Origin of the sequence: Kosakonia cowanii JCM 10956 = DSM 18146, assembly GCF_001975225.1 — a bacterium.
Classification (GTDB): domain Bacteria; phylum Pseudomonadota; class Gammaproteobacteria; order Enterobacterales; family Enterobacteriaceae; genus Kosakonia; species Kosakonia cowanii.
Map to the genome: position 1 here is coordinate 310,417 of NZ_CP019445.1, position 17,390 is coordinate 327,806.

A 17,390-nucleotide genomic window follows, 5' to 3' on the forward strand; every position below is an offset into this window, starting at 1 on the left:
ACGGCTCTCTGGACGGCGTTTTAGTCGGTTTGTATCGAATCAGAACTGCATCAGTTCCGCTTCTTTGTCCGCCAGCGCCGCGTCAACTTTCTTGATCGCAGCGTCGGTCAGCTTCTGCACGTCATCCTGAGAGCGACGGTCATCATCTTCGCTGATCTCTTTGTCTTTCAGCAGCGCTTTAACTTTGTCGTTAGCGTCACGGCGCACGTTGCGCACGGCAACACGGGCCTGTTCAGCTTCACCGCGCACCACTTTGATCAGATCTTTACGACGCTCTTCGGTCAGTGCCGGCAGCGGAACGCGAATATCGCTGCCCGCAGAGCTTGGGTTCAGACCCAGATCGGAGGTGAGGATCGCTTTTTCAACGGCCGGGCTCATCGAGCGATCGAAGACGTTGATTTTCAGAGTACGGGAGTCTTCTACCGTTACGCTGGCCAGCTGACGCAGCGGCGTCGGCGTACCGTAATATTCAACAACGATGCCGTCCAGCAGGCTCGGAGAAGCGCGGCCGGTACGGACTTTGCTGATTTGGGTTTTGAAGGATTCTACGCATTTTTCCATGCGTACTTCAGCATCTTTTCTGATATCGCTAATCACGTTACGGATCCTTGAAATCTTGTCGCAGACAGGCCATACGGCGGTTGTGCTAAGTATAGCCTTGTTCCCATGATGGCATCGTAAAGATGCCGGAACGCTCTGCTGGATAAATTAAAGCGGAATCTTACCTTTATTTATTGCTTACGGGAATTATTCCGTAATCAATGTGCCCTCTTTTTCGCCCATTACCACGCGGCGCAGCGCGCCTGGTTTGTTCATATTGAACACGCGAATCGGTAATTTATGGTCGCGAGCGAGGGTAAAGGCGGCCAGATCCATCACTTTCAGTTCTTTATCAAGCGCTTCAGTATAGGAGAGGCGCTCGCAGAGGGTTGCTGTCGGATCCAGCACCGGATCGGCCGTATAGACGCCGTCCACTTTGGTCGCTTTCAGCACCACATCGGCTTCGATTTCGATACCGCGCAGGCAGGCTGCGGAGTCGGTGGTGAAGAATGGGTTACCGGTACCGGCGCTGAAAATCACTACGCGGTTATTACGCAGCAGGCTGATTGCTTCAGCCCAGCTGTAGTTGTCACACACGCCGTTTAACGGGAATGCGGACATCAGGCGCGCGTTCACATAGGCACGATGCAGAGCATCACGCATTGCCAGGCCGTTCATCACTGTTGCCAGCATACCCATGTGATCGCCCACAACGCGGTTCATCCCCGCTTTCGCCAGGCCCGCACCACGGAACAGGTTACCCCCGCCAATGACTACGCCAACCTGAATACCCAGTTCAACCAGTTCTTTAATTTCCTGTGCCATACGGTCAAGAATGCTTGCGTCGATACCGAAACCTTCAGAGCCCTGAAGCGCCTCGCCACTCAGCTTAAGCAGAATGCGTTTGTAGATGGGTTTTGCATTGGTAGCCATGTTTCTTTCCTGAGACTGTGAACAATTAGACGGGTTTAATCTGGCGCTATGATACGTCGCCTGTCAGCGCTAACACTAGTGTGCTGGCTGTTTTTCAGATGAAGGACATAAAAAGAAGCCGCCCTCAGGCGGCTCCTTTTATTGATTAAGACTGCTTGGACATGGCAGCAACTTCTGCTGCGAAGTCAGTCTCAACTTTCTCGATGCCTTCGCCCACTTCGAAGCGGATGAAGCCAGTCACGTCAGCGTTGTGCTCTTTCAGCAGCTGGCCAACGGTTTTGCTCGGGTCCATAACGAAAGGCTGGCCGGTCAGAGAAACTTCGCCGGTGAATTTCTTCATGCGGCCTTCAACCATTTTCTCTGCGATCTCTTTCGGCTTGCCAGACTGCATGGCGATGTCCAGCTGAACCTGGTACTCTTTCTCAACCACTTCAGCAGACACGTCTTCCGGCTTAACGAATTCCGGCTTGCTTGCAGCAACGTGCATAGCCAGCTGCTTAACCAGCTCCTGATCAGCGCCTTTCGCCGCAACCAGAACACCGATACGCGCGCCGTGCTGGTAAGAGCCCAGAACTTCGCCTTCCAGGGAAGAGACGCGACGGATGTTGATGTTCTCACCGATTTTAGCAACCAGTGCAACGCGCTCTTCTTCGAACTGCGTTTTCAGAACTTCAACGTCGGTGATTTTGCCAGCAACAGCAGCGTCCAGAACTTTGTTAGCAAATGCCTGGAAACCAGCATCTTTAGCAACGAAGTCAGTCTGGCAGTTAACTTCCAGAATGATGCCGTAGGTGCCGTCGATTTTGGTGATGATCACGCCGTCAGCAGCAACGTTGCCCGCTTTTTTCGCCGCTTTGATCGCACCGGACTTACGCATGTTCTCGATTGCCAGCTCGATGTCGCCGCTTGCTTCGGTCAGCGCTTTTTTACAGTCCATCATGCCTGCGCCAGTACGTTCACGCAGCTCTTTTACCAGGGATGCGGTAATTTCAGCCATTCTTTAATCCTCGGGAGAGATATGACCTGCCCGGTTCCAGGAACCAAACAGGCTTGAAAGTGAAAAAGGGGGCCATAAACAGGCCCCCTAACCAAACTCGGTACTACCTGCTCAATAAGGGGCTCAGCGAGCGTGCCTTATTACTCAGCTTCTACGAAGCTTTCTTCCGCCTGAGTAGCCAGATCAGAAGAACGGCCTTCACGAACGGTAGCAGCAACGGCATTCAGGTACAGGCTAACAGCACGGATTGCATCGTCGTTACCCGGGATAACGAAGTCAACGCCGTCCGGATCGGAGTTGGTATCAACGATAGCAAATACCGGGATACCCAGGTTGTTTGCTTCTTTGATTGCGATGTGCTCGTGGTCAGCGTCGATAACAAACAGTGCGTCCGGCAGGCCGCCCATGTCTTTGATACCGCCCAGGCTGTTTTCCAGCTTGTCCAGCTCACGAGTGCGCATCAGCGCTTCTTTCTTGGTCAGCTTGTCGAAGGTGCCGTCCTGAGACTGAGTTTCCAGGTCTTTCAGACGTTTGATGGACTGACGAACGGTTTTCCAGTTAGTCAGCATGCCGCCCAGCCAGCGATGGTTCACGAAGAACTGATCGCAATTCTGAGCTGCTTCTTTCACCGCTTCGCTTGCAGCGCGTTTAGTACCAACGATCAGGATCTTGCCTTTACGAGCAGAGATCTTGTTCAGCTCAGCCAGGGCTTCGTTGAACATCGGTACAGTCTTCTCAAGGTTGATGATGTGAACTTTGTTACGCGCGCCGAAAATGAAAGGCTTCATTTTCGGGTTCCAGTAACGGGTCTGGTGACCAAAGTGAACACCAGCCTTGAGCATGTCGCGCATGGAAACAGTTGCCATGATTAAAACCTCTATATAAAAGTTGGGGTTATGCCTCCACGTATCCCATATTACCGACCCCGAAGGGCACCCCGGAATATGTGCCGATACGTGTGTGTTATTACACAAAGTGAGATTTGTGGCTCCCATTCCAAAACAGGAACGGAAGTCCGGCGCGCTTTATATCACAAAAGCGAGCAGGACACCAATAGTTGTTACCGCAGCGTGCTGTTAACGATTCTCAATTTGGCACAACGCTTGCCCGACTGTTACCATTGACAGCACTACTCCTGGTATAGTCGAAAAAATCGACACTGATGGACACTTCTCATGGCTATCTCTATTAAAACACCCGAAGAAATTGAAAAAATGCGCGTTGCCGGCCGTCTCGCCGCCGAAGTGCTTGAAATGATCGAACCGCACATTAAACCCGGCGTCAGCACCGGCGAACTGGACCGCATCTGTAACGATTACATCGTTAATGAGCAACACGCCGTTTCGGCCTGCCTGGGCTACCACGGCTTCCCGAAATCGGTCTGTATCTCAATTAATGAAGTGGTTTGCCACGGCATCCCGGATGACGAAAAACTGCTGAAAGATGGCGATGTGGTCAATATCGACGTCACCGTCATTAAAGATGAGTATCACGGCGACACCTCGAAGATGTTTATCGTCGGTAAACCGACCATTCTTGGCGAGCGCCTCTGCCGCGTCACCCAGGATAGCCTCTACCTGGCGCTGCGCATGGTAAAACCGGGTATTCGCCTGCGCACGCTCGGTGCTGCTATCCAGAAATATGTTGAAGGCGAAGGCTTCTCCGTGGTGCGCGAATATTGCGGTCACGGCATTGGTCGCGGCTTCCACGAAGAGCCGCAGGTGCTGCATTACGATGCTGATGACGGCGGCGTGGTGCTGAAAGCGGGTATGACCTTTACCATCGAGCCGATGGTCAATGCCGGTGATTACCGCATTCGTACCATGAAAGATGGCTGGACGGTGAAAACCAAAGATCGCAGCCTCTCTGCGCAGTATGAGCACACGATTGTTGTCACTGAAACCGGCTGTGAGATCCTCACGCTGCGTAAAGATGACACCATCGAGGCTGTGCTGACCGCCGCCTGATAGCGCCTCTCTGCCAGCTATAACGGTCCGCTTTGCGGGCCGTTTTTTTTGCCCGCTTCCCGGCCGGGTCATACATATAAACGACTTTTCATTTCCATCCATCTCTTTTACTTTGTTTTGCAGTGGATCCGCACGCCAACTGGGTGGCTAATCATGAGCAATATCTCTTCCGAACAATTTGTCAGCAGCGTTCAGCCCACCCTTCCCGGCCAGCCTGAACATCCCGGAGTGTGGCCCGCAGAGGAGCTGCACTGCGCCACCATCAAAGCGCGCATCGATGCTTTTCAGCAGTGGCTGGGGCAGGTGTTTGACGCCGGGATCTCGGCCGAGCAGCTGATTGAGGCGCGCACCGAATTTATCGATCAGCTTTTGCAGCGCTTGTGGCTGCAATATGGCTTTGGCGATGCGGGCGATACCGCGCTGGTGGCCGTTGGCGGCTACGGCCGTGGTGAGCTGCATCCCTTATCCGATATCGATCTGCTGATCCTTAGCCGCAATAAGCTACCGGATGAGCAGGCGCAAAAGATCGGCGAGCTGCTGACCCTGCTGTGGGATGTGAAGCTGGAGGTGGGTCACAGCGTGCGCACGCTGGATGAGTGTCTGCAGGAGGGATTATCGGATCTCACTGTCGCCACCAACCTTATCGAATCACGTCTGCTGGTCGGCGATGTCGCGCTGTTTCTGGAACTGCAAAAACATATCTTCAGCGACAGTTTCTGGCCGTCGGAGACCTTCTTCCCGGCGAAAGTGGTGGAGCAGAACGAGCGCCATCAGCGCTATCACGGCACCAGCTATAATCTCGAGCCCGATATTAAAAGCAGCCCCGGCGGCCTGCGCGATATTCATACCTTACAGTGGGTCGCGCGCCGCCATTTTGGCGCTACCTCGCTTAATGAGATGGTCGGCTTCGGCTTTCTGACCGAAGCGGAACGCAACGAGCTGAATGAGTGTCTGCATCTGCTGTGGCGCATTCGCTTCGCCCTGCATCTGGAAGTGACGCGCTACGATAACCGCCTGCTATTCGACCGCCAGCTCAGCGTGGCGCAGCGTCTCAACTATGTCGGCGACGGCAATCAGCCCGTTGAGCATATGATGAAGGATTTCTTCCGCGTCACGCGCCGCGTGTCGGAACTTAACCATATGCTGCTGCAACTCTTCGACGAAGCGATTCTGGCCCTGACGCCTGATGAAAAGCCGCGCCCAATTGATGATGAGTTTCAGCTGCGCGGCACGCTTATCGATCTGCGCGATGAGACGCTGTTTATCCGCGAGCCGCAGGCGATTTTACGCATGTTCGCGATTATGGTGCGTAACAGCGCCATTACCGGTATCTACTCCACCACCCTGCGTCACTTGCGCCATGCGCGCCGCCATTTAACCCAGCCGCTCTGCTACATTCCGGAAGCGCGCACAATCTTCCTCAGCATGCTGCGCCATCCGGGCGCGGTGAGCCGGGGTTTGTTGCCGATGCATCGCCACAGCGTGTTGTGGGCCTATATGCCGCAGTGGTCGCATATTGTCGGCCAGATGCAGTTCGACCTTTTTCACGCCTATACCGTCGATGAGCACACCATTCGCGTTTTGCTGAAGCTGGAAAGTTTTGCCAAAGAGGAGACTCGCAGCAAGCACCCACTCTGCGTGGAACTCTGGCCGCGCCTGACGCACCCGGAGCTGATTCTGATAGCGGCACTGTTTCACGATATTGCCAAAGGGCGCGGCGGCGACCACTCGGTGCTGGGGGCGCAGGATGTGCTGAAGTTCGCTGAGCTTCACGGCCTGAACTCGCGGGAAACGCAGCTGGTCGCCTGGCTGGTGCGCCACCATCTGCTGATGTCGGTCACCGCGCAGCGCCGTGATATTCAGGATCCGGAAGTGATTAAGCAGTTTGCCGAAGAGGTGCAAACGGAGAACCGCCTGCGCTTCCTGGTCTGCCTGACGGTTGCCGATATCTGCGCGACCAACGAAACGTTGTGGAACAGCTGGAAGCAGAGCCTGTTGCGTGAACTCTATTTCGCCACTGAAAAACAGCTGCGCCGCGGGATGCAGAACACGCCGGATATGCGCGAGCGCGTGCGTCACCACCAGTTGCAGGCGCTGGCGTTGCTGCGCATGGACAATATTAATGAGGAGCGGCTGCACCAGATTTGGGCGCGCTGTCGCGCCAACTACTTTGTTCGTCACAGCCCAAACCAGCTTGCCTGGCACGCGCGCCATCTGCTGCAACACGATCTGACCAAACCGCTGATCCTATTGAGCCCGCAGGCGACGCGCGGCGGAACCGAGATCTTTATCTGGAGCCCGGATCGCCCCTATCTCTTTGCCGCCGTCTGCGCCGAACTGGATCGCCGCAATCTCAGCGTCCATGACGCGCAGGTCTTTACCACCCGCGACGGCATGGCGATGGACACCTTTATTGTGCTGGAGCCGGACGGCAGCCCGCTCTCAGCCGATCGTCACGAGGCGATCTGTTTCGGGCTGAAGCAGGCGATCACTCAGCATACCTGGCAGCCGCCGCAGCCGCGTCGTCAACCGGCCAAGCTGCGCCACTTTACCGTCGATACCGAAGTGAATTTCCTGCCGACCCATACGGACAGAAAATCGTTCCTGGAGTTGATTGCGCTTGACCAGCCAGGGCTGCTGGCGCGGGTCGGGCAGATTTTTGCCGACCTTGGAATTTCGCTGCACGGCGCAAGAATTACAACCATTGGCGAGCGAGTAGAAGATTTATTCATAATCGCTACCGCTGACCGGCGTGGCCTTAATAATGCGCTGCAAAAGGAGGTACAACAACGGTTGACAGAGGCCCTCAATCCAAACGATAAAGGGTGATTATTTTTTTACACAAGATGGAAAGAGTTTAACAATGCAGCAGTTACAGAACGTTATTGAAGCCGCTTTCGAGCGCCGCGCAGAAATTACCCCGGCCAATGTCGATACCGTGACCCGTGAAGCGGTCAACCAGGTTATCGCCCTGCTTGACTCCGGCGCGCTGCGTGTCGCAGAAAAAATCGACGGCCAGTGGGTCACCCACCAGTGGCTGAAAAAAGCGGTTCTGCTCTCTTTCCGCATTAACGATAACCAGGTTATCGACGGTGCGGAGAGCCGCTACTTCGATAAAGTGCCGATGAAGTTCGCTGATTACGACGAAGCGCGTTTCCAGAAAGAGGGTTTCCGCGTAGTGCCGCCTGCGGCAGTGCGTCAGGGCGCGTATATCGCTCGTAACACGGTATTGATGCCTTCCTATGTCAACATCGGCGCTTACGTTGATGAAGGCTCAATGGTAGACACGTGGGCAACCGTCGGCTCCTGCGCGCAGATCGGTAAAAACGTTCACCTCTCCGGCGGCGTAGGTATCGGCGGCGTACTGGAGCCACTGCAGGCAAATCCGACTATTATTGAAGATAACTGTTTCATCGGCGCGCGCTCCGAAGTGGTAGAAGGCGTGATCGTTGAAGAGGGTTCGGTTATCTCGATGGGTGTTTATATTGGTCAAAGCACCCGTATTTACGACCGCGAAACGGGCGAAGTGCATTATGGCCGCGTACCGGCAGGCTCAGTGGTGGTGTCCGGCAACCTGCCGTCGAAAGATGGTAAATACAGCCTCTACTGTGCGGTTATCGTGAAAAAAGTGGATGCGAAAACCCGCGGCAAAGTTGGTATCAACGAACTGCTGCGCACCATCGACTAAGCCTTTTCCCTCTCCCCGTGCGGGAGAGGGTGATATAGCCCGCCTTTTTTGCATACGTCAGTGGCGAAAATAGATTTTTTCGTTAATTATTCATAGGTTATGTTGAGCTTAAGGGTCCGCTATGTACGACAATCTTAAAAGTTTAGGCATTACCAATCCCGATGAAATCGATCGCTATAGCCTCCGCCAGGAAGCGAATAACGACATTCTTAAAATCTATTTTCATAAAGACCGGGGCGAGTTCTTCGCCAAGAGCGTCAAATTCAAATATCCGCGTCAGCGCAAAACCGTGGTCGCCGATGGCGTAGGCCAGGGTTATAAAGAGGTGCAGGAGATCAGCCCTAACCTGCGTTACGTGATTGATGAACTGGATCAGATCTGCCAGCGCGATCGCACTGAAGTGGATTTGAAGCGTAAGATCCTTGACGATCTGCGCCATCTCGAAAGCGTTGTGACCAACAAGATCAGTGAAATCGAATCCGATCTTGAGAAGCTGACGCGCGGGAAATAAATTTTATCACCGCCATCTGGCCTGTTAAGCCTGATGGCGCCTTTGCCCCGTTACTGAGCCATCCCAAACCGGCACGATCATGTAGGCCGGATAAGCGCTGCGCCATCCGGCAAAAAAGCAGCGCCCAGGCTAAATAAGCGCCTCACCTGTATCAAACCGGCACGATCGCGTAGGCCAGATAAGCGCTCACCCATATCAAACCGGCACAAACACCGCCATCAATGCTGCTCATCCAGCTGCAACGCCACATAGAGCAACAGCCTGTCGTCAAAATTCCCCAAATCCAGCCCGGTCAGCTCCGAAATACGATTCAGGCGATACTCCAGCGTATTGCGGTGGATAAACAGCGCCTTCGACGTCGCCAGCGGCTGCACATTGTGGCGAAACCACGCCGTCAGCGTGCGGCGCAGCAAACCGTTATTATCCATCGCTTTCAGCCGTGTTAACGGGCGCGCCAGCTCATTGGCTTGCCAGCCGCCGCGCAGGCTGTCGAGCAGCACCGGCAGCATCAAATCCTGATAGAAGTAGCTGCGGCTCTCCGGCATCCGCTGTTTGCCCACCATCATGGTGGTACGCGCCGTGCGGTAGGAGCGCGCAATACTGCCGGGCCGGTAAAGAAGTTGCCCAGCGCGACGCGAAAACGCAGCTGACCATTCTCTTTCATCCGCGTAATCAGCTGTTCAACGCGCTTGCGGTGATCTTCTGCGTCCCAGCGGCCAAACGGGTTCAGCGCCGGTTTCAGCACCACCATTTCGGTCAGGGAGACGATGGCGATAAGATTATTGCGCTCCGGCGTGGTGAGGGCGTTTTGCAGCTGCTGAAGTTCCGCCATTGCGCTGTCGACGCCCAGCTGCCCGCTATCAACCTCCACCACCGCCACCACGCGCGGCTGATTAAGATCGATACCTAAACGCTGCGCCCATTCGGTCAGCGCTGGCGTGTGCTCTTCTGCCTGAATCAGGTTCATCACCAGCTCTTCGCGAAGACGGCTATCCTGCGCCAGCAGATGCATCAGCCGGGACTGCTCCAGCATCATCTCCGCCGTCATACAGACCAGCTCGCCATATTTACGCAATGTTTCGGGTTCGCCAGTCAGGCCAATGACGCCGACAATCTCCCCTTCGAGGCGCAGTGGCAGGTTGATGCCCTGGCGCACGCCGTGCAGATGGCGCGCCACCGCATCGTCGATATCGACCACGCGCCCCTGCGACAGCACCAGCAGCGCGCCTTCGTGCAATTCACCAATGCGCTCACGATCGCCGCTGCCAATAATCCGCCCGCGCGCATCCATCACGTTGATGTTTGTATCGATGATACGCATGGTACGCGCCACGATATCCTGTGCCATTTTGGTATCAAGATGCCAGCCAGCCATGTAACCCTCCCCGGTGCAGAGGCCAAGCATATGGCAGAAATTTGACCCGCGCATTGTGCGGATGCACAAAGCGACAGCGAGAAGTGTGGAGTTGTGGAAGGGTTCACAAAAAGGGCGGGAAGCCCCTCTTCCCCATTACAGAGAAGAGGGTTTTACAGAGGATTACTGCATCAGCAGGTAGATAGAGGTGTCGCCGCGCTGGATGTTCAGCGCCAGCACCGACGGTTTGCTGTCGAGAATTTTGCGCAGTTCAGCAATGTTTTTCACCGGCTGCTGGTTCGCGCCGAGGATCACATCACCTTTTTTCAGGCCGATTTGTGCCGCCGGGCTATTCGGTTTCACCGCATTCACCACCACGCCGCCATCTTTGCCTTTGTTGCTCATCTCCGCCCCTTCGATACCGCTGAAGATGGTGCTGGATTCAACCTGGTTCTGGCTGCTCTGCTGCAGTTCAAGGGTCACGTTGACTGGTTTGCCGTCGCGCAGCATCCCCAGCGTAACTTTGCTGCCAATCGGCATTGAACCGACTTCTGCGCGCAGCGCCGCAAAGCTGCTGATCGGTTTGCCGTTGAGCGTGGTAATTACGTCGCCCGCTTTGACGCCCGCTTTCGCGGCGGCGGAGTTCGGCATCACCTGGCTGACAAACGCCCCGCGCTGGGCGTCGACTTTCATCGCTTTCGCCAGCTCAGAATTCAGCTCGGTGCCCATAATCCCCAATTCGCCGCGGCGCACCTGACCATACTGCACCATCTGGCTGGTGAGGTTTTTCACCATGTTGCTCGGGATAGCAAAGCCGATACCGATGTTGCCGCCGTCCGGTGCGAGAATGGCAGTGTTAATCCCAATCAGCTCGCCGTTGAGGTTAACCAGCGCGCCGCCGGAGTTACCGCGGTTAATGGCGGCATCGGTCTGAATAAAGTTTTCATAGTTTTCCGCGTTCAGGCCGCTTCGGCCGAGCGCCGAGACAATCCCGGAGGTGACGGTTTCGCCAAGACCAAACGGGTTACCAATCGCCACCGTGTAGTCGCCTACGCGCAGCGCATCGGAGTCGGCAAGCTTAATGGCGGTGAGGTTTTTGGATCCTGAATCTGGATCAGCGCGATATCGGAGCGCGGATCTTTGCCCACCACTTTGGCGTCAAATTTGCGCCCGTCGCTAAGCTGCACTTTGATGGTGCTGGCGTTATCGACCACGTGGTTGTTGGTAACGACGTAGCCTTTCGCTGCGTCAATGATTACGCCGGAGCCCAGCGCCATAAATTTCTGCTGCTGGCCGCCGCCCTGCCCATCCGGTGCACCGCCGCCCTGGCAGAAGGGGGAGCTCTGGAACGGCGAACCGTCCTGGCAGAAGGGTGAGTTATCACCGAAGAATTGCTGGAAGTTGCGCGGCATGCGCGGTGTGTTCACCGTGGTGCTGCCTTCAACGTTAATGCTCACGACTGACGGCATCACCTTTTCCAGCATCGGTGCGAGGCTTGGCATCTGCTGCGATGTTGCGGTGGTTGACGAGGCTGTTTCTGCTGCCGTCGCAGACAGAGGAGACAGCGCAAAACTTAAACTTAAAGCCAGTGCACTCATTGCTAACGTCGTTTTTTTCATCTCTCTCAATCTCTTTTCTGATTAACGCGAACTGCTGTGTATGTGTCACTCAGAGTCGATTTATAGCGTGAAGTTCAGGCCTTAAACCTCTGGAAAAAGTAAAAAAATATTGTCGCTCTTTACAATTCAGCGGGGTTATTCCACCGCCATTAAACGACGATATTCATCCCATGAATAAAGATCCGTCATTCCGCTAATATAGTCCTGAATTAATCGACAACGGTGATAATACTCCAGCACCGAATAGGCTTCGTCGTCAGGCGATAATTTGCTTACCGCTTCGACGTAGGCTAACCGGTGGCGCGTCGACAGTTTCTGGAACAGGCGCGATTCAATAGGAAAACGGCGCAGACGCTCTTTTTCCACCAGCTCGGTAAAGTCCGCCAGCGATAATTGCAACAAAGGTCGATAAATTTCCAGCAGCCCACTGATAACGCGGTAGCCCTGTAATTCCAGCTGCTCCACATCGGGGTGGCTGAATACCTGTTTAATGGCGACGTTTTTATATAATTCAAGCAGCTGGCTGAAGCTGCTGTCATCTTCCAGCAACGCGTGGTTGAATTCGCCGCTGAAGATTTGTGGCAGGTTGTCAATAAAGCGCTGGGCAGCATAGGGCACCAGCTTATTAAGCGTGTTGACGCGCAAATACATAAAGAATTGATCTTCGGCGCTGCGGCTCATCGAATTCGCGCGCGATTTGTCCCACGCATTTTCGACAACCTGAGCAAACAGCGATCCTTTTTCATGCTCGCCCCACGCCTCGTAAAGATGCTGATAGAGCTGCTCGGCGGAAAATATCCGTTTCTCAACCGCATCTTCGAGATCGGCCACGCAATAGGAGATGTCATCCGCGGCTTCCATTATCCAGGTCAATGGAAAGCGGCTATAGGTATCGAGGTTTAACTCTTTACGCAGCCGCTCAACGTACGCCTCTTCCGAGAAATAGTAGCCGGGCTTTTTCATTAAATAGCTGTGGGAAGCGGGCGGGTCCCCGACCCACCACGCCGGGCGGGTATATTTTAAAATACAGCCGACCTGCGCCCAGGTCAGGTTCATGCGCATCAGGGTATGCACCATGCGAATACCCTGCGCGTTCCCTTCGAAGTGGCTTAAATCGTGGCGCACTTTACTGCGCAGCGCGTTGAGCGTCCCCTCCCCTTCGCGCAGGCGCAGAGCCATCACTTCACAGCGATCGTCACCAAGCGGCTCGCTGAGGGCATCATCGGGTGCCAGCCGCTGGCGGAACCAGTCATTAATCGCCGCTTCACCAAAGTGGCCGAACGGCGGGTTGCCGATATCGTGCATCAGGCAGGCCATCTCGACGATGCTCTCAAACGGCCCGGTTAACTCATCCAGGCCATACTTTTCCAGCAGGCGCTGCTCTTTAAGCCGGCTTAAAATCTCTTTGGCGATATAGCGCCCGACCTGCTGAACTTCCATAGAGTGCGTTAAACGTGTGCGAACCGCCGCGTTACGCTCAAGAGGAAAGACCTGGGTTTTCTGCTGCAAACGCCGGATGGCGGCGGAGTTGATAATACGTCCGCGATCGCTTTCGAAGATCCGCAGGATCTCATGTTCGGTTTTCACGCCCTGCGGCGAGCGATACCGGCGATGCCAGTTGATCTTATTGCGAAAATCGATGTCGTCCATTTCCTCTCCTCTACGCAGGCGCACGGGGTGTCATGCAATTGTGTATGCCATGATAGACTATGCCCTGTAAACCTATTCCTGCCTTATCACATTAGCGAGTATCTCCATGAAAATTGGCATCATTGGTGCAATGGAAGAAGAAGTTACGCTGCTGCGTGACAAAATCGAAAACCGTCAGACGCTGAATATTGGCGGAAGCGAAATTTACACCGGTACGCTGAATGGCACAGATGTGGCCCTGCTCAAGTCCGGCATTGGCAAAGTTGCCGCCGCGATGGGCGCCACCCTGCTGCTGGAGCACTGCAAGCCGGATGTGATTATCAATACCGGCTCCGCAGGCGGCCTGGCACCAACCCTGAAAGTGGGCGATATCGTGGTTTCTGATGAAGCGCGTTATCACGATGCCGACGTCACCGCCTTTGGCTATGAGTATGGTCAGCTGCCGGGCTGCCCGGCGGGCTTTAAAGCCGATGAGAAGCTGGTGCTGGCGGCAGAAGCCTGCATCGGCGAGCTGAACCTGAACGCGGTGCGCGGGCTGATTGTCAGCGGCGATGCGTTCATCAACGGTTCCGTGGGCCTGGCAAAAATTCGCCACAACTTCCCGCAGGCAGTTGCCGTTGAGATGGAAGCGACCGCTATCGCTCACGTTTGCCACAACTTTGGCGTGCCGTTTGTGGTGGTTCGCGCCATCTCCGACGTGGCGGACCAGCAGTCTCACCTGAGCTTTGATGAGTTCCTGGTGGTGGCGGCAAAACAGTCCAGCCTGATGGTTGAAACCCTGGTGCAGAAACTGGCACGTGGGTAACCCCCTTTTCAGGGCGCTCGCCGCCCTGCTTCTATTTCTGCCGGCGTGGCTCTTCGCTGCGCCGCGCGTCATTTCGCTCTCTCCGGCTAATACCGAACTGGCTTTCGCCGCCGGTATCACGCCCGTCGCCGTCAGCAGTTACTCCGACTATCCCCCGCCGCCGCGCAGATTGAGCAGGTTGCCAGCTGGCAAGGGATAAACCTCGAACGCATCCTCGCCCTGAAGCCCGACGTGGTGCTGGCCTGGCGCGGAGGCAACCCGGAGCGTCAGGTCGATCAGCTGAAAAAGTTTGGCATCCACGTGATGTGGATCGATGCCGTCTCCATTGAAGAGGTCGCGCAGACGCTGCGCCATCTCGCCCCTTACAGCCCGCAGCCCGCGCAGGCTGAGCAGGCGGCGCAACAGCTAATGAGCGCGTATGAGACGTTAAAATCCCGCTACGCAGCACAGGCGAAAAAACGCGTCTTTATGCAGTTCGGCACGCAGCCGCTCTTTACCAGCGGGAAAGGATCGATTCAACACCAGGTGGTGGAGCTATGTGGCGGCGAGAATATCTTTGCCGAAAGCCGCGTGCCCTGGCCACAGGTGAGCCGTGAACAGGTGCTGGCGCGCCATCCGCAGGCAATTATTCTCGCAGGTGAAGAGAAGGCGCAAACGCGCGTCAAAGCGTTCTGGGGCGATCAGCTGAATGTGCCGATTATTTCTCTGCATGATGACTGGTTTGAACGGGCGAGCCCGCGTATTATCCTCGCCGCTCAACAACTCTGTTCTGCCCTTGCGCAGGTGAAATAACCGGGGAATGAACCATGCTGGTCTACTGGCTGGATATTATCGGCACCGCCGTTTTCGCCATCTCAGGCGTTCTGCTTGCCGGAAAGTTGCGGATGGACCCTTTTGGCGTGCTGGTGCTGGGCGTGGTGACTGCGGTCGGCGGCGGTACCATTCGCGATATGGCACTGGCGCACGGGCCGGTCTTTTGGGTGAAAGATCCCACCGATCTGGTGGTGGCGATGGTCACCTGCATGTTAACCATTATTTTAGTGCGCCAGCCGCGCCGCTTGCCGAAGTGGATATTGCCGGTGCTGGATGCGGTCGGTCTGGCGGTGTTTGTCGGCATTGGCGTCAATAAAGCGTTTCTCGCCGGCACCGGGCCGCTGGTGGCGATCTGTATGGGCGTAGTGACGGGCGTCGGCGGCGGCATTATTCGTGATGTGCTGGCACGTGAAATACCAATGATCTTGCGCACAGAAATTTACGCCACGGCCTGTATTGCGGGTGGCATCGTCCATGCTACGGCGTTCTATATTTTTGCCGTGCCGCTGGAGTCAGCGAGTATGGTAGGAATGGTCGTCACGCTGGTGATTCGCCTGGCGGCGATCCGCTGGCACCTGAAGCTGCCAACCTTTGCGCTGGATGAAGCGGGTCGTTAAAAAGCGAAGTAAATGCCGGTATTACCCGGCATTTCACGTAATCAGATGCTGAACGACGAACCGCAGCCGCAGGTGCTGGTCGCGTTCGGGTTAGTCACTACGAAGCGGGAACCTTCCAGACCTTCGGTGTAATCCACCGAACCGCCCACCAGGTATTGCAGGCTCATCGGGTCAACCACCAGGCCAACGCCCTGCTTCTCAATGGTCATATCGCCGTCGTTAATCTGATCGTCAAAGGTAAAACCGTACTGGAAGCCGCTGCAACCACCACCGGTGATGTAGACACGCAGTTTCAGATTAGGGTTCTCTTCGTCCGCGATCAGGCTTTTTACTTTATTGGCTGCTGCGTCGGTAAACTGCAGCGGCAGCGCTACGTCATCACTCATGTCTTGCTCCCGTTAATACGTCGACCTGGGCAAATATTGACCCGATCATGGCGGCTATTATCCATTAGGGTAGTAAATCGTTCAAGTATTCTCCCGCGGCAGCGCACGGTCAGCGGCGGCCTCCTGCCTGGCAAGCGTACGTGCCAGGATGGCGGAATAGAGCGGTTTACCGCCCAAAAACTGGGCTAACAGTGTCGCACCAAGGCAGGTGATGATCATTGGCAAAATAAGCTGATAATTGTCAGTCATTTCCAAAACTAGCACAATTCCGGTCAATGGCGCGCGCAGCGAGGCGGCAAGTAACGCCCCCATTCCGGCGACGGCAAAGGTCGCTGCATCAAGCTGATAATGGGGAAAAATCGCCATGCTCGCCGCGCCGAAGGCCATGCCGAGCACCGTGCCTAACGACAGCATCGGCGCAAAAATCCCGCCCGGCGCGCCGGAGCTAAAGCAGAGCAGCGTCATCGCCACGCGGATCAGAAAGATAAACAGCAGCGCGCTGAGGCCATAATTCCCGGCAGACGCGATAGGGATCAGCGCAAAACCGCCGCCGGAGAGCGCAGGAGCCATCAGGCCGAGCACGCCGCAGGTTCCGCCAATCAGGCCGCCGATCAGCACCCACTTTCCGGTCTTCCCGCCGTGCAGGCGCTGAAACAGATCCTGGGTACGCAGCACCAGCGTATTAAACAGCGGGCCGATACAGCCAAACACCATTCCCAGCAGCAGATAAAGCCACAAAGTGTTTACCGGTGCGTTGCTCAACTTACCGACATCGATAACCGCCGCTTCGCCGTTGAACAGGCGAAAGACGATGCTCGACATGATCACGCCGGTAAAGACGGCTTTGATGGAGATAAGGTTGTAGTGAAATTGCGAGCGCATCTCCTCAATGATAAAGAGTATGCCCGCCAGCGGCGCGTTAAAGGCCGCAGAGAGCCCCGCCGCCGCGCCGGTTGCCAGCAGAGTGTGGCGCGCTTCGCCGCTGCGCAGACGAAAGAGATCGCACACCATCCGCCCGACGTTGCCGCCAATCTGCACCGTTGGCCCTTCGCGCCCGAGCACCATGCCCGCGCCCAGCGTGCCCATGCCGCCGAAAAACTTCACCGGCAGCACGCGCCACCAGCGCACCGGGCGCAGATCTTCCAGCGCACCTTCGATCTCCGGAATACCGGAGCCGCCCGCTTCCGGCGCGAAGCGGCGCACCAAAAAGTAGCCAATCATCGCCAGCAGCGCCGAGGCAATAAAGGCCAGCGGCCAGACGACAGCGCTGTTCGCCACCTGCGCCAGCGCGCCGATGCGCAGGTTGATCACCGCGTTAACCGCTTTTTCAAAGGCGACGCCCACCAGTCCGGTAAGCGTTCCCGCCACGGCCGCCACCACGAGGATCGCCAGCGGCGTTTTATCACGTTGCAGCATGCGGCGCAGAATATCTCTGCGTCGGCGTCGTTCAACCTGCTGCTGTTCAAATGAGGGAGTGTTTTCTGACATTGGCTCTGATACGTCATACAAA

The 17,390-nt window shown here is 55.8% G+C and carries 14 protein-coding genes and 3 pseudogenes; 7 read left to right on the top strand and 10 right to left on the bottom strand.

What is annotated here, in order from left to right; all coding sequences use genetic code 11:
* Positions 1–39 precede the first annotated feature (39 nt).
* The 4 genes from frr to rpsB form a co-directional block, all read right to left on the bottom strand.
* Entirely contained in the window at positions 40–597 is a 558-nt protein-coding gene (frr, locus tag BWI95_RS01475) for a ribosome recycling factor (protein WP_023480286.1), read from the bottom strand.
* A gap of 150 nt (positions 598–747) precedes the next feature.
* A complete protein-coding gene (pyrH, locus tag BWI95_RS01480; protein ID WP_076768872.1) occupies positions 748–1,473 on the bottom strand; it encodes a UMP kinase in 726 nt (241 codons plus the stop codon).
* 145 nt (positions 1,474–1,618) lie between these two features.
* Positions 1,619–2,470, bottom strand: coding sequence for a translation elongation factor Ts (tsf, locus tag BWI95_RS01485; RefSeq protein WP_023480457.1), 852 nt, complete (start codon positions 2,468–2,470; stop codon positions 1,619–1,621).
* Positions 2,471–2,610: 140 nt separating this feature from the next.
* A complete protein-coding gene (gene rpsB / locus BWI95_RS01490; protein WP_023480483.1) occupies positions 2,611–3,336 on the bottom strand; it encodes a 30S ribosomal protein S2 in 726 nt (241 codons plus the stop codon).
* Positions 3,337–3,645: 309 nt separating this feature from the next.
* Here rpsB and map point away from each other — a divergent pair, with 309 nt between their 5' ends.
* From map to BWI95_RS01510, 4 genes are all read left to right on the top strand, one after another.
* The gene (gene map, locus BWI95_RS01495) at positions 3,646–4,437 is read left to right on the top strand and encodes a type I methionyl aminopeptidase (RefSeq protein ID WP_023480350.1); all 792 of its coding nucleotides are present in this window, start codon (positions 3,646–3,648) and stop codon (positions 4,435–4,437) included.
* 153 nt (positions 4,438–4,590) lie between these two features.
* Positions 4,591–7,266, top strand: coding sequence for a bifunctional uridylyltransferase/uridylyl-removing protein GlnD (gene glnD / locus BWI95_RS01500; RefSeq protein WP_054802822.1), 2,676 nt, complete (start codon positions 4,591–4,593; stop codon positions 7,264–7,266).
* A gap of 34 nt (positions 7,267–7,300) precedes the next feature.
* The gene (dapD, locus tag BWI95_RS01505) at positions 7,301–8,125 is read left to right on the top strand and encodes a 2,3,4,5-tetrahydropyridine-2,6-dicarboxylate N-succinyltransferase (RefSeq protein ID WP_023480482.1); all 825 of its coding nucleotides are present in this window, start codon (positions 7,301–7,303) and stop codon (positions 8,123–8,125) included.
* Positions 8,126–8,246: 121 nt separating this feature from the next.
* Entirely contained in the window at positions 8,247–8,636 is a 390-nt protein-coding gene (locus tag BWI95_RS01510) for a DUF3461 family protein (RefSeq protein WP_023480393.1), read from the top strand.
* A 218-nt stretch (positions 8,637–8,854) separates the two neighbouring features.
* On the opposite strand, the pseudogene cdaR reads toward BWI95_RS01510, so the two are convergent.
* From cdaR to dgt, 4 genes and pseudogenes are all read right to left on the bottom strand, one after another.
* Positions 8,855–10,011, bottom strand: a pseudogene (cdaR, locus tag BWI95_RS01515) (DNA-binding transcriptional regulator CdaR).
* 162 nt (positions 10,012–10,173) lie between these two features.
* Positions 10,174–10,785 carry a PDZ domain-containing protein gene (locus BWI95_RS23965; protein ID WP_415859152.1) on the bottom strand — a complete coding sequence of 204 codons (612 nt, stop codon included), beginning with the start codon at positions 10,783–10,785 and terminating at the stop codon, positions 10,174–10,176.
* Between the two features lie 48 nt (positions 10,786–10,833).
* A pseudogene (locus BWI95_RS23970) lies at positions 10,834–11,609 on the bottom strand (trypsin-like peptidase domain-containing protein); the annotation flags it as partial.
* Between the two features lie 135 nt (positions 11,610–11,744).
* Positions 11,745–13,259: a dGTPase gene (gene dgt / locus BWI95_RS01525; RefSeq protein WP_054802820.1), complete on the bottom strand. Its 1,515-nt coding sequence runs from the start codon at positions 13,257–13,259 to the stop codon at positions 11,745–11,747.
* Positions 13,260–13,365: 106 nt separating this feature from the next.
* On the opposite strand from dgt, the gene mtnN reads away from it, so the two are divergent.
* From mtnN to BWI95_RS01540, 3 genes and pseudogenes are all read left to right on the top strand, one after another.
* Positions 13,366–14,064: a 5'-methylthioadenosine/S-adenosylhomocysteine nucleosidase gene (gene mtnN / locus BWI95_RS01530; RefSeq protein ID WP_042711574.1), complete on the top strand. Its 699-nt coding sequence runs from the start codon at positions 13,366–13,368 to the stop codon at positions 14,062–14,064.
* Positions 14,057–14,856, top strand: a pseudogene (gene btuF, locus BWI95_RS01535) (vitamin B12 ABC transporter substrate-binding protein BtuF). The gene mtnN and the pseudogene btuF overlap by 8 nt, the downstream one beginning before the upstream one ends.
* Positions 14,857–14,870: 14 nt before the next feature.
* Entirely contained in the window at positions 14,871–15,494 is a 624-nt protein-coding gene (locus tag BWI95_RS01540) for a TRIC cation channel family protein (RefSeq protein WP_076768873.1), read from the top strand.
* A gap of 41 nt (positions 15,495–15,535) precedes the next feature.
* Here BWI95_RS01540 and erpA read toward each other — a convergent pair whose 3' ends face one another.
* Complete coding sequence (gene erpA / locus BWI95_RS01545; protein WP_023480429.1) at positions 15,536–15,880, bottom strand: iron-sulfur cluster insertion protein ErpA; 345 nt, start codon at positions 15,878–15,880, stop codon at positions 15,536–15,538.
* Positions 15,881–15,961: 81 nt separating this feature from the next.
* Positions 15,962–17,368 (bottom strand): H(+)/Cl(-) exchange transporter ClcA, encoded by a 1,407-nt coding sequence (gene clcA / locus BWI95_RS01550; RefSeq protein ID WP_076768874.1) that lies wholly within the window; start codon positions 17,366–17,368, stop codon positions 15,962–15,964.
* Between the last annotated feature and the right edge of the window lie 22 nt (positions 17,369–17,390).